9 protein-coding genes are annotated in these 12,604 nt (G+C 70.5%); 5 read left to right on the forward strand and 4 right to left on the reverse strand.

The features are described from left to right. The first annotated feature begins 181 nt into the window (after positions 1-181). Complete coding sequence (locus CVO76_RS04810; RefSeq protein ID WP_208740947.1) at positions 182-1,399, forward strand: RNA polymerase sigma factor; 1,218 nt, start codon at positions 182-184, stop codon at positions 1,397-1,399. A 316-nt stretch (positions 1,400-1,715) separates the two neighbouring features. Here CVO76_RS04810 and CVO76_RS04815 read toward each other — a convergent pair whose 3' ends face one another. Further along, positions 1,716-1,937, reverse strand: coding sequence for a DUF7455 domain-containing protein (locus tag CVO76_RS04815; RefSeq protein ID WP_133081694.1), 222 nt, complete (start codon positions 1,935-1,937; stop codon positions 1,716-1,718). Between the two features lie 248 nt (positions 1,938-2,185). On the opposite strand from CVO76_RS04815, the gene CVO76_RS04820 reads away from it, so the two are divergent. Then, a complete protein-coding gene (locus CVO76_RS04820; protein ID WP_208740949.1) occupies positions 2,186-4,294 on the forward strand; it encodes a DNA gyrase/topoisomerase IV subunit B in 2,109 nt (702 codons plus the stop codon). A gap of 150 nt (positions 4,295-4,444) precedes the next feature. On the opposite strand, the gene CVO76_RS04825 is transcribed toward CVO76_RS04820, so the two are convergent. From CVO76_RS04825 to CVO76_RS04835, 3 genes are all read right to left on the reverse strand, one after another. Continuing rightward, a complete protein-coding gene (locus tag CVO76_RS04825; RefSeq protein ID WP_133081696.1) occupies positions 4,445-4,759 on the reverse strand; it encodes a hypothetical protein in 315 nt (104 codons plus the stop codon). A 252-nt stretch (positions 4,760-5,011) separates the two neighbouring features. After that, positions 5,012-6,004: a M56 family metallopeptidase gene (locus tag CVO76_RS04830; RefSeq protein ID WP_208740951.1), complete on the reverse strand. Its 993-nt coding sequence runs from the start codon at positions 6,002-6,004 to the stop codon at positions 5,012-5,014. Positions 6,005-6,011: 7 nt separating this feature from the next. Continuing rightward, the gene (locus CVO76_RS04835; RefSeq protein ID WP_133081698.1) at positions 6,012-6,380 is read right to left on the reverse strand and encodes a BlaI/MecI/CopY family transcriptional regulator; all 369 of its coding nucleotides are present in this window, start codon (positions 6,378-6,380) and stop codon (positions 6,012-6,014) included. A 223-nt stretch (positions 6,381-6,603) separates the two neighbouring features. Here CVO76_RS04835 and CVO76_RS04840 point away from each other — a divergent pair, with 223 nt between their 5' ends. From CVO76_RS04840 to cydC, 3 genes are all read left to right on the forward strand, one after another. Beyond that, a complete protein-coding gene (locus tag CVO76_RS04840; protein WP_208740953.1) occupies positions 6,604-8,205 on the forward strand; it encodes a cytochrome ubiquinol oxidase subunit I in 1,602 nt (533 codons plus the stop codon). 81 nt (positions 8,206-8,286) lie between these two features. Next, complete coding sequence (gene cydB, locus CVO76_RS04845; RefSeq protein ID WP_208740955.1) at positions 8,287-9,309, forward strand: cytochrome d ubiquinol oxidase subunit II; 1,023 nt, start codon at positions 8,287-8,289, stop codon at positions 9,307-9,309. A gap of 20 nt (positions 9,310-9,329) precedes the next feature. After that, on the forward strand, positions 9,330-12,604 hold a 3,275-nt coding region (cydC, locus tag CVO76_RS04850; RefSeq protein ID WP_208740957.1), incomplete at its 3' end, for a thiol reductant ABC exporter subunit CydC.

Below are 12,604 nucleotides of genomic sequence, written 5' to 3' on the forward strand. Positions count from 1 at the left end.
CACCGAGCATTTCCCGGGATCCACGCCGAAAGGCGGACCCACGGGGAATAGCGCGGGCGGCAGGGCCGTTCCCTAGGGACCCGCCCCGCCGGACACCTCTGGTGAACAGCGCGGACTTGACAGGGTCATAGTGGTGTTGTCCCTCTGATGGCACCACACACCGCCGTACGAAAGGTTCTCTGTGTCGGTCAAGAAGACAGCAGCACCGGCGTCGCCAGACGCCGGTACCACCACTACCAAGCGACGGGTAGCGGCCAAGAAGCCTGCCACGAAAGCTGCTTCGTCCGCTGCGGCCGCGAAGGCTTCGACCTCGGATGCACAGGGTTCGGTGGATACGCTCGACGGAGCGGACCCCGCCGTCGACGTCGCCGTCGAGGTGGACCCGGAGGACCTCAAGCCCGAGGCGGCCGAGGTCGGCACCACCACCGGCTTCGTCTACTCGGACGCCGATGACGACGATGCCCCCGCCCAGCAGGTCGTCTCCGCCGGCGCGACCGCCGACCCCGTCAAGGACTACCTGAAGCAGATCGGCAAGGTCGCACTGCTCAACGCCGAGCAGGAGGTCGATCTCGCCCTCCGCATCGAGGCCGGATTGTTCGCCGAAGAGAAGATCGCCGCCGATCCGGACATGGATCCGAAGCTCAAGCGTGAACTCGAGTTCGTCATCCACGACGGCAAGCGGGCGAAGAACCACCTGCTCGAGGCGAACCTCCGCCTCGTGGTGTCCCTGGCCAAGCGGTACACCGGACGTGGCATGCTCTTCCTCGACCTCATCCAGGAAGGCAACCTCGGCCTGATCCGCGCCGTCGAGAAGTTCGACTACACCAAGGGCTTCAAGTTCTCGACCTACGCCACCTGGTGGATCCGCCAGGCCATCACCCGTGCCATGGCCGACCAGGCCAGGACCATCCGCATCCCGGTGCACATGGTGGAGGTCATCAACAAGCTGGCCCGCGTGCAGCGCCAGATGCTGCAGGACCTCGGCCGCGAACCCACTCCCGAGGAGCTGGCGCTCGAGCTCGACATGACCCCCGAGAAGGTCGTCGAGGTGCAGAAGTACGGCCGTGAGCCCATCTCACTCCACACGCCCCTGGGCGAGGACGGCGATTCGGAGTTCGGTGACCTGATCGAGGACTCCGAGGCCGTCGTGCCCGCCGATGCCGTGAGCTTCACGCTCCTGCAGGAGCAGCTGCACTCGGTCCTCGACACCCTCTCCGAACGGGAGGCGGGCGTGGTCGCCATGCGGTTCGGGCTGACCGACGGCCAGCCGAAGACGCTGGACGAGATCGGCAAGGTCTACGGGGTCACGCGTGAGCGCATCCGCCAGATCGAATCGAAGACGATGTCCAAACTGCGTCACCCGTCGCGGTCGCAGGTGCTGCGGGACTACCTCGACTGATCAGCAGGACCTTCGAAGGGCCCTTCCTCCGGGAGGGGCCCTTTCGCGTACCCGCTCCGGTACCGCCGCATCCGTGAGCGTCCGCCCGCGTCAGTCCGCGTCCGTCCGCGTCCGTCCGCGTCCGTCCGCGTCCGTCCGCGTCCGCGCGGTGGAGAGCCCTGCCGCCGGGCGGATGATCGGTGCCGGGCGGGGACTGCGATCCCGTCCCCGCCCCACGACGCAGGAAGGGCCCCTCCTGGCGGAGGGGCCCTTACGCTTCAGCGCCTGTACACGGAGCGCTTGTTCTCGGATCGTGGGGTGCGGCGTCCGGCGACGATCAGTCGCCGACGACGGCCGGCTTCTCGTGAAGCCGCTTCGTCTCGTCCTGCCACTCGGACGTGAGCGGCTTCAGGTTCGCTTCGACGGCGCGCGCGTGGTGGCCGCAGAACAGAAGCTCTCCACCGGAGGACGAAAGGACGGCCCGCACGTAGGCCTGGGCGCCGCATCGGTCGCAGCGGTCCAGGGCAGTGAGTTCGCGAGTTGCTACTGCAGTGGTCATGAAAGCCTCCTCATGTGGATCGTGTATTCATATAACCACTATTCGTTGCCGCCCCTTCGCAGGCTGGGCCTCCTTTCGCTCCGGGCGTACCAGGGGTAGGGGTTGGGTCCGGCAGGCCCGGGAACGCCCTCGGGACGCGTCTTCCCCGTCGTGTCGGCGGCACGTAATAAACTGGTCCTACTCTTCCCCCTCACCCTCCTGACGCCTGTCCTGGATCGTGCCCGTTCCGCCAAGGAGACTCTTCCCCCGTGACACCCCCCACCTCGGACTACACCGCCCGGCACCTCTCGGTCCTCGAGGGCCTCGAAGCGGTGCGCAAGCGTCCCGGCATGTACATCGGGTCGACGGACTCCCGCGGCCTGATGCACTGCCTGTGGGAGATCATCGACAACTCGGTGGACGAGGCACTGGCCGGCTACGGCCAGAGCATCACGGTGATCCTGCACGCGGACGGATCCGTCGAGATCCATGACGACGGCCGAGGCATCCCGGTGGACATCGAGCCGAAGACCGGACTCACCGGCGTCGAGGTCGTCTTCACCAAGCTGCACGCCGGCGGCAAGTTCGGCGGCGGGTCCTACACGGCGTCGGGCGGCCTCCACGGCGTCGGAGCGAGCGTCGTCAACGCGCTGTCCTCCCGTCTCGACGTGTTCGTCGACCGCGGCAGCAAGACGTACGCCATGTCCTTCCGGCGCGGAGAGCCCGGTGTCTTCAGGGACGGCCGGACGCCCTCGCCGGAGTCGTCCTTCGAACCCTTCCTCGACGGTTCGCGCCTCGAGGTCGTCGGCACGGCCAAGCGCGGGCGAACCGGCACGCGCATCCGCTACTGGGCCGACCGGCAGATCTTCACCCGCGATGCCACGTTCTCCTACGAGGAACTGCAGACCCGCGCGCGGCAGACCTCCTTCCTCGTGCCGGGGCTCCGGATCACGCTGCGCGACGAACGGAGGCTTCCCGGAACGCCGGGTGAGTCCGGTCCGGTGGAGGAGGTCTTCCAGCACGACGGCGGGATCTCCGAGTACGCCGAGTTCCTCGCCCTCGACACCGCGGTCACCGATGTGTGGCGCTTCCAGGGGTCCGGCCGTTTCAAGGAGTCGGTGCCGGTCCTCGACGAGCGCGGGCACAGCCAGATGGCGGAGGTGGAACGCGACTGCGACGTCGACATCGCGCTGCGCTGGGGCATCGGCTACGAGACGACGGTCCGGAGCTACGTGAACATCATCGCCACGCCGAAGGGCGGCACGCACCAGAGCGGGTTCGAGCAGGCGCTGCTGAAGACCTTCCGGAAGGTCATCGAGGCCAACGCCCGCAAGCTGAAGGCGGGCAGCGACAAGATCGAGAAGGACGACGTCTTCGCCGGGCTGACGGCCGTCCTCACGGTGCGCCTCGCCGAGCCGCAGTTCGAGGGGCAGACCAAGGAGATCCTCGGGACGTCGGCCGTCAAGGCCATCGTCGCGAGGGTGGTGGAGAAGGAACTGCAGGCACGCCTGTCCTCCTCCGCCCGCAACGACAAGGCGCAGTCGGCGCTGCTGCTCGAGAAGGTCGTCGCCGAGATGAAGTCGCGGATCTCGGCCCGGGTCCACAAGGAGACCCAGCGGCGCAAGAACGCCCTCGAGACGTCGAGCATGCCCGTCAAGCTCGCCGACTGCCGCATCGACGACCAGGAGCGCTCCGAACTGTTCATCGTCGAGGGCGACAGCGCCCTCGGGACCGCCAAGCTGGCGCGGTCCTCCGACTACCAGGCGCTCCTGCCCATCCGCGGCAAGATCCTCAACGTGCAGAAGGCCTCGGTCGGGGACATGCTCTCCAACGCGGAGTGTGCCGCCCTCATCCAGGTCATCGGGGCGGGTTCGGGGCGGAGCTTCCAGCTGGACGCCCGGCGCTACGGCAAGATCATCCTGATGACCGACGCCGATGTCGACGGAGCCCACATCCGGACGCTGCTGCTGACGCTGTTCTTCCGGTACATGCGCCCGCTGGTGGAGGCCGGCCGCGTCTACGCCGCCGTCCCACCGCTGCACCGTGTCGAGGTGATCAACGGCGGGTCGAAGGCCAACGAGATGATCTACACCTACTCGGAGGCGGAGCTGACGCGGCTGCTGGCAGCCATGGAGAAGCAGGGCAAGCGGTACAAGTCGCCCATCCAGCGTTACAAGGGCCTGGGGGAGATGGATGCGGGCCAGCTCGCGGAGACCACCATGGACCCGCGGCACCGCACCCTGCGCCGCGTGCGCATCCAGGAGGCCGAGTCGGCCGAGCGTGTCTTCGGCCTGCTCATGGGAAGCGACGTCGCACCGCGCAAGGACTTCATCGTCGCGGGCGCTTCGTCGCTCGATCGGGACCGCATCGACGCCTGACCGGCGCCGCCGGCTCCGGGAGAAGCCGCACGGAACTCCCGGAACCGTCGGGGGTGTGCTTCCTCCGGATGTGCCGCACAGTGCAGTGCAGTGCATTGCATTGCCGGTGCCGGTGCCGGCCCCGAGACCGGGGGCCGGCCCGGCAGTCCGTCAGGGGGCCTCTGTCCCGGGGGTGTAGGGCAGGCTGCACACTTCACCCGGGCTCGGGAAGTCACCCTTGAGCCCGAGCCTCACCAGCTGTCCGTAGGACTGCACCCGGCCGCCGAACGGATAGGCCTCCTCGGGGTCGTCGTTCTGCCCCGAGAACGCACAGATGGAATTGGCGTGCTCCGTGCCCTTCTCATAGTTGACCCGGTCCTTATCAGGGCCTCTTTCCACAGGGCCCGCCCCGAAGGCCGGGGACGAGCCCATACCGGTCAGTGCCAGGGCGCAGGCTGCGGCGCCGAGTAGGAATGTCTTGCGCATGACGTGCCTCGATCTCTAGAAGTGCTCCAACCTCCAGGGCGCCGACGCATGCGCGCGGTAGTGGTTGCAAACCGCGACACTGCCCAGCGCAGGTCTGCTCCCTCCGAGCCTGCTGAGGCCCGTGCCGCGAAGTCTACTCACGGCCCGGAACAGGCGGAAGAGGAGGAGTCACCGGTCTTCCGGCCGCTCGAGCCACCGACGATCGACCGGTGGCGAGGAGGAGGCGGCGCCCATCCTTCCGGGAGGTCGGGTTCAGCCGAGCAGCTCGGGTGCCACCAGGAGTGCCGGAGGGAGCACCAGCAGCAGACCGGCGGCGGAGAGCGCTGCCCCCTGCTGGAGCCGGCTGAGGGGCGGCAGGGGAGTGAGCAGGCGGCGCAGCCGGTGGGCCGTCGACTGCACGTCGGCGGTACCGCCGGTCACGTCCGCTCGGACCGCCCCACCGCTCCGGCCCGTTTCGGCGAGGGGATCGTCGAGGGCGTCCGGCGACGAGGGCAGGGCGCCGGATCCGACGATGGCGATCGCCCGGACGAGCGTGGGCTCGTCCACGTGGCGGAGCGCCTCGTCGTCGGCCAGCATCTCGATCAGTTCACTGACGGCCCGCTGCGCGAGTTGCGATGTCGGCAGCCACGGCAGGGCGGAACGCCAGGCGGCGAATGCCCAGAGCAGCAGGTGATGGCGCTGGTGCAGGTGCGCGTTCTCATGGGTCAGGACGGCGTCGAGCTCGGCGCGCGACAGGAGGTCCATGAGGCCGTCGGACATGACGGTGACGGAGCGGGCCCCGCCGGGCAGGCAGTAGGCCACGGGCGCCGGGTGGTTGATCACGAGGGTCGAGGGCTGGTCGGCGGCGGGTGAGCTGAGCAGCGTGAGCATGTCGCGGTGGCGCCGACGCTGTCGCCGGATCCGGATGAATGTCAGCGCGAGGGTGAAGAGGAGGTGCGCGAACAGGAGGGTCGCCGCGCTGATGGCGAAGACGTGGACCACGCCGAGCGTCTGCGCCGATTCGTCGTCGAGCAGGATGGTGAAGAATCCGGCCGACGCCGACACGAGGTTGTCACCCAGCGGCTCGAGGCCCCAGACGAGCATGGCCCCGATCATGGACAGGCCACCGGCGAGTGCTATCGACTGCCAGAGCACCATGGCCGTGAAGGGCGCGCGTGCGGGCCAGGAGGCCCGTGACAGCGCGATGGGCGCGGGCCACGCAAGGATGATCGCGAGAGCAGCGAGCAGGTACGAGGCCCAGAACACGGGCGGGTCAGCTGCCGCCGAGCAGCTTGCGGAGGGTCTCGGCCTCGGCCTCGGAGACGCTGCCGATGAACCTGGCGAGCACGGCTTCACGGTCCGGCGCCGTCACGAGCACCTCGTGCATGAGTTCGGCCGTGTGGTCCTCGCGGCTCGTCACCGACCTGTACCGGTGGGGGCGGCTGTCGCGCTCCCGCTCGACCAGGCCCTTCTTCTCCAAGCGTGAGAGGACGGTGAGCACCGTCGTCACGGCGAGTTCGCGTCCCACCTCACCCGAGGGTGCCTCCGCGATGGCGTCCCGTAGTTCGTTCGCGGTCATCGCTTCCGGCGTTGTCCACAGCAGGTCCATCACCGTGCGTTCGAGGTCTCCGAGCGTTGCCATGTTCTTCCTTCAATTTCTGCGCGATCCCGGTCCGCCTCGAACCCGGATCCGCTCCCCGCAGGGAGCGATCAAGCGTGATGCCTCTAAAGTACAGCGTCCGCGCAGACATTTCTACTCCGCGTAGAAATTGGTGTGGATTTGTTCTACGATGTGTAGAAGAACTTGTTCTACGGGTTGTAGAAGTTCCGTCGTCGCCGACGCCAGGCGCTGCTGAAAGGGCCCCATGGAAGCCTTGGAAATTGCCAGGTGGCAATTCGGGATCACGACTGTCTACCACTTCCTCATGGTCCCCCTCACCATCGGGCTGGGGCTGCTGGTCGCCGGCATGCAGACCCTGTGGCACCGCACCGGCAAGGACCACTACCTCCGCATGACGAAGTTCTGGGGGAAGCTCTTCCTCATCAACTTCATCATGGGCGTGGCGACCGGGCTGGTGCAGGAGTTCCAGTTCGGCATGGCCTGGAGCGAGTACAGCCGCTTCGTGGGCGACGTCTTCGGAGCGCCGCTGGCCATGGAGGCGCTCCTCGCCTTCTTCGTCGAGTCCACCTTTCTCGGCCTCTGGATCTTCGGGTGGGGACGCCTCCCTCGCCTCATCCACCTCCTGAGCCTCTGGGCCGCCGTCCTGGCCTCGGTGTTCTCCGCGTACTTCATCCTCGTGGCGAACTCATGGATGCAGCACCCCGTGGGTGTCGAGATGGTCGACGGCCGGCCGGTGATGGTCGACGCCTGGGCGGTCTTCACGAACAACACGGCCCTCGTCGCCTTCCCGCACACCGTCTTCGGTGCCCTCGCCGTCGCCGGGGCCTTCCTCCTCGGCATCAGCTGGTACCACCTGTGGAAGCGGCGCCGCGACGGCCTGGACAGCCTCGGTCCGGACGGCAGCCTCGTCGTCGGGAACCCGCGCGGCGCCCGGGACGCCGTCGACCACGCCGTATGGCTCCGCTCGGCCCGGGCCGGCGCCGTCGTCGCGATGATCGCGTTCGCCGGCACCGGGATCACCGGTGACCTGCAGGGCAAGCTCATGTTCGACCAGCAGCCCATGAAGATGGCCGCCGCCGAAGCGGCGTGCCATGACGGCACGGGCTTCTCGATCCTGTCCGTCGGCAACCTCGGGGCGCAGAGCTGCGACGACATCACGGCGGTGATCGAGGTCCCCGGTGTGCTGTCCTTCCTCGCCAACGGCGACTTCACCACCGAGGTCAAGGGCGTCAACACCCTGCTGCCCGAGTACCAGGAGAAGTACGGCACCACCCTGCCCGACGACCCCATGTACGGCGAGCGCGCCGGCACCGAGATCGACTACCTGCCGGTCATGGAGGTCACCTACTGGGGCTTCCGCATCATGATCGGCTTCGGCGCGATCGCCGCGGCGGCCGCCGCCGCGGCCCTCTGGGTCCTGCGCAGGGGAACCGTCCCGGAGTCCCGCTGGCTCATGAGACTCGCCGTGTTCGGGATCCTCGCGCCCTTCGGGGCCAACTCGGCCGGCTGGATCTTCACCGAGATGGGACGGCAGCCCTTCGTCGTCGCGCCCAATCCGGACCCGTCGGGGATCGACAGCGTGTTCATGTTCACCGCCGCCGCCGTCTCGCCCGGTGTCTCCCTGGCCGAGCTGATCGCCTCCCTCGTGGTGCTCACCTCGGTGTACGCGGTCCTCCTCGTGGTCGAGGTGCGGCTCCTCGTCACCTACGTCCGCGGCGGAACCGCGTCCGCCATGCCGGAGCTCGCACACGCCGCCGAGGACGAGGACGAGGACGAGGACGACGACGCGGCACGCCCGCACGGCGGCAGGAAGGACGACGGCGATGTCCTGGCCTTCGCCTACTGACACCCTCTCCACCAGCTCCGCCACCGGCGTCGACATCACCCCCGCGACGACGAACCACCCTGACCCATGGAAGGCTCCCCGATGACCGAGGCACTGCCCACCCTCTGGTTCGTGCTGATCGCCGTGCTCTGGGCCGGCTACCTCTTCCTCGAGGGATTCGACCTCGGGGTGGGGATGCTCATGAAGCTCCTGGCCCGCAACGACACCCAGCGGCGCGTCCTGCTCAACACCGTCGGCCCCGTCTGGGACGGCAACGAGGTGTGGCTCGTCACCGCCATCGGTGCGACCTTCGCTGCCTTCCCGCACTGGTACGCCTCGCTGCTGTCGGCGCTCTACCTGCCGTTCCTGCTGGTGCTGCTCGGCCTGATCTTCCGTGCGGTCGCCTTCGAGTGGCGCGGCAAGCAGGACAGCGACTCCTGGCGCAACCGCTGGGACTGGGCCATCGCCGTCGGCTCCTTCACCGCTGCGGCGGGCATCGGTGCCGCGCTCGCGCTGACGACGACGGGACTGCCGCTCGATGCGAACGGTGACCGCGTGGGAGGCGCCTTCGCGTGGGCCACCCCGCCGGCGCTCCTCGGCGCGGCCGCCGTCGTCCTGTTCTGCCTCGTGCACGCCGCGGCGTTCGTGGCGCTCAAGACCGAGGGGGGCGTGCGGGGCCAGGCCGATCGCCTGTTCCGCCGCCTCCTGCCGTTCGCGCTGATCCCGTTCCTGGGCTGGACGGTCCTCGTGCAGGTGCGCACCGGCTCGGTGGTCACCTGGCTCGCCGTCGTGCTCGCGGTGGCGTGCCTCACCGCGTCGTACCGCTCCGCCGTGGGAGGTCGGGACGGGCGGGCGTTCGCGGCGCTCGGCGGCGGGATGCTGGCCCTCGTGGGATCGATCTTCGGCGCGGTCTTCCCCGTCGTCCTGCCCTCCACCCTCGACCCCGCGTTCGACCTCACGGTGCAGAATGCCTCGTCCTCGCCCTACACGCTGGGACTGATGAGCGTGGTGGCCTGCTTCGGCGTACCGCTCGTCCTCGCCTACCAGGCTTGGACGTACTGGGTCTTCCGGCGGCGCGTGTCGGAGGCGAGCATCCCGGCCGCCCACGCGGTGACAGCCCTGTGAGTGGAGCCACCAGGACGGCCATGCGGCCGTACAGCACCCCACCGGCCGCCGCGGGGACCGGCGCGGGCGGGGAAGGGCAGGCACCCCGCCGCCCGTCCCCGATGGCCGTGCTCAGGTCCGGCGGGCCGGCGGGGGCGGCCGGTTCGACGTCGGCCGTCTACCTTCTCGGCGTCCTCGCCGCCACCCGGGCCGCAGGGCTGGTCCTCATGGCCCAGGCCCTCGCGCTCGGCATCGCGTCCGTCGCGAGCGGGTCGCCGGACGTCCGGGCCGTCCTGCTGCAGGGCGTCCTCGGTGCCGCGCTGCGCACCATCGCGGCGTGGGGCCAGGACGCCACGGCCGCGCGCCTCGCCCTCGGCGTGCGCGAGCGCCTGCGCGAGGCCGCCCTGGTGCGCGTGCTGGACGACGGCGGCACCACGCAGGCCGCTCCTGCCGGCAGCGGGCAGGGCTCCCTCGCGGTACTGCTCACCCGCGGACTCGACGGCCTGGACAAGTACTACGCGCAGTACCTCCCCGCGCTCATCACCTGCGCCGTGGTGCCGCTGATCGTCGGCGCACGGATCCTCGCCGCCGACTGGGTGAGCGCCCTCATCATCGTCCTCACCGTCCCGCTCGTGCCCGTCTTCATGGCACTCATCGGCCTCCACACCCAGGAGCGGACGCGGCAGGCCGCGGACGCGCTGGGGCGACTGTCCGACCACCTCCTCGAACTCGCCAGGGGCCTGCCCGTCCTCGTGGGCCTGGGGCGTGCCGCCGAGCAGACGCGTGCCCTGCGCGACATCGCCGGCACCTACACGTCCCGCACCATGACCACGCTGCGCACGGTCTTCCTCTCGTCCCTCGCGCTCGAGCTCATCAGCACGATCTCCGTCGCCGTCGTCGCGGTCTTCGCCGGTGTGCGCCTCATCCACGGGGACCTCGGCCTGGAGACGGCCCTCATCGCGCTGATCCTCGCGCCCGAGTGCTACGGACCCCTGCGCGACGTCGGTGCGGCCCACCACGCCAGCGAGGACGGCGAGGAGGCCGGAGCCCGGGTCCGGGCGGTCGTCGACGCCCCGGTGGCTCCCTCCCGTTCCGGGCTGTCGTCCGCCTCCGCTCCCGCAGTGCGGGAGGAGACCGGAGTCCTCCTCCGCGTCGATCGGCTGACGGCCGGGTACGACGGCGTCCGGGAGCCGGTCTTCGAGGACGTGTCGTTCGTCCTCGGATCGGGCTCCATCACGGCGCTGCGGGGCCCGAGCGGCTCGGGCAAGTCCACCCTGATGCGGGCGCTGGCCGGGGGAGCGGCGGCACCGGCCGGGCTCCGGCTGCAGGGGAGCATCGCAGGGCCGGTGGACGGCGGCATCGCCTGGGTCCCGCAGCATCCCGAACTCGTGATGGACACGGTCCGCGCCGAACTCGCGCTGTACGCCGGGTTGTCCGAGGACGACCCCGCCATCGGGACCGGGCTCGCCGCCGTCGGCGCCGCGGACCTCGCTGGGCGGCACACGGGGGAGCTGAGCCCCGGTGAACTGCGGCGGGTCGCCGTCGCACGCGCGCTGCTGCGGGCGCAGGATCCGTCGGTCCGGCTCCTGCTGCTCGACGAGCCCACGGCGCACGTGGATCCCGCCGCATCGCGTGCCATCCGCACCGCCATCGAGGGGCGCCGGCCAGGGCTGGCCGTCCTCCTGATCGCGCACGACGACGAGACGGCCGCCATCGCATCGGCCGAGGTGCGGCTCGGCGTGGGGGGACGGCGGGATGCGACCCCCGGAGCCGTCCGTCCGGCACCGGCCGGCACGCCTGGTACGGACGGGCCGCAGGGTCCCAGACCGGACCTCCTTCCGAGCGCTGGCGCCGCCGGTCCCGGCACGTCGTGGTTCGCCGGCGCGCGCGACGTGCTGGTCCTGGTCCGGCCGTGGGACCGCCGGTTCCTGGCGGCCGCGGGGCTGGGGCTCGGCGCATCGGTCTTCGCCGTCGCACTGACGGCGCTCAGCGGCTGGCTGATCGTCCGCGCCGCCGAGCAGCCGCCCATCCTCCATCTCCTCACCGCGATCGTCGGCGTCCGGTTCTTCGGCATCGGGCGCTCCCTCCTGCGCTACGAGGAGCGCCTCTGGCTGCACCGTGCCGTCTTCCACCGCGCCGACGAGACCCGGCTGCGCCTGTGGACCGGGCTCCTCGGGGCGGGCCGCGCCTGGCGGCTGCTCGCCCGCGGCTCGGGCGGGATCGAACGTCTCGTCGGTGACATCGACGAATTGCGGGACCTGTCCTCGCGTGCCCTGCTGCCCTTCGCGACCGCGGTCCTCACGGGGGTCGCCGCGCTGGCCGCCACCGCCGCGCTGCATCCCGCGTCCCTCGGCTGGCAGGCCCTGTCCGTCGGCGCCGCCCTCGTCGTCGCCCCGCTGATCGCCGTGGTCCGGGAGCGGGCCGCCGGAGCAGCCGCCGTGCAGGTCCGCGCCGACGCGCTCCAGCGCGTCACCGGCCTGCTGAGGGCAGCGCCGGACCTGCGGGTGAACGGCGCGCACCGCGCGGCGCTGGGCTCCACCCGGCGACTCGACCGCCGCGCCGCAGCAGCCGCCCGCCGGTCGGCGGCGGCGGCCGGGACCTCGACGGCGGTGATCGTGGCGGCCTGCTGCACCGCGTCCCTCGGCATCCTCACGACGGCCACCGGCCTGCCCGCCGACGTCACCGCCGTCCTGGTCCTCATGCAACTCGCCCTGGTGGAGCCGTTCGTCGCCGGGAGCTCGGCGGTGCAGCACTGGGGTCCGCTGGCGGCCGTCACACGGCGCATCCAGCCCTCGCTCAGTGCATCCACCACGGGCGCGGAGGGCCATCGGGGCCCCGGGGCCGGCCTGCCGGTGCGGACGGTGGCCCTGGACCGGGCAGCCATCGGCTACGAGCACGGACATCCCGTGGTGCAGGACGTCGATCTCGACCTCCGTCCGGGACGCTGGACAGGGCTCACCGGACCCTCCGGCAGCGGCAAGTCGACCGTCATCGGAGCCCTCCTGGGTTTCCTGCCCCTCGAGGACGGCAGGCTGCTGGTGGACGGCCGGCCGGTGACGGCGGGCGAGGTGCCGCGCATCGCCTGGTGCCCGCAGGAGAGCCATCTGTTCAACTCGAGCCTGCGCGCGAACCTGCAGCTCGCACGCACTCCCGACGACCCCGCCACCCCGGCGGAGCTGAAGGCGGCACTGCAGGCCGTGGGGCTCGCCGGGCTGGTCGCCGGCCTCGAGCAGGGTCTCGACGCTCCGGTGGGTCCCGGCGGATCCCGGCTCTCGGGCGGCCAGCGGCAGCGGCTCAGCGGCGGGCAGGGTCCCCT

Origin of the sequence: Arthrobacter agilis, assembly GCF_002953615.1 — a bacterium.
Lineage (GTDB): Bacteria > Actinomycetota > Actinomycetes > Actinomycetales > Micrococcaceae > Arthrobacter_D > Arthrobacter_D agilis_B.

What these genes read in the sequence shown, in the direction of transcription:
- CVO76_RS04835 (WP_133081698.1), bottom strand. Translation starts at nt 6,380, where the DNA reads ATGGCAACGCTCGGAGACCTCGAACGCACGGTGATGGACCTGCTGTGG.
- cydB (WP_208740955.1), top strand. Translation starts at nt 8,287, where the DNA reads ATGACCGAGGCACTGCCCACCCTCTGGTTCGTGCTGATCGCCGTGCTC.
- CVO76_RS04840 (WP_208740953.1), top strand. Translation starts at nt 6,604, where the DNA reads ATGGAAGCCTTGGAAATTGCCAGGTGGCAATTCGGGATCACGACTGTC.
- CVO76_RS04825 (WP_133081696.1), bottom strand. Translation starts at nt 4,759, where the DNA reads ATGCGCAAGACATTCCTACTCGGCGCCGCAGCCTGCGCCCTGGCACTG.
- CVO76_RS04815 (WP_133081694.1), bottom strand. Translation starts at nt 1,937, where the DNA reads ATGACCACTGCAGTAGCAACTCGCGAACTCACTGCCCTGGACCGCTGC.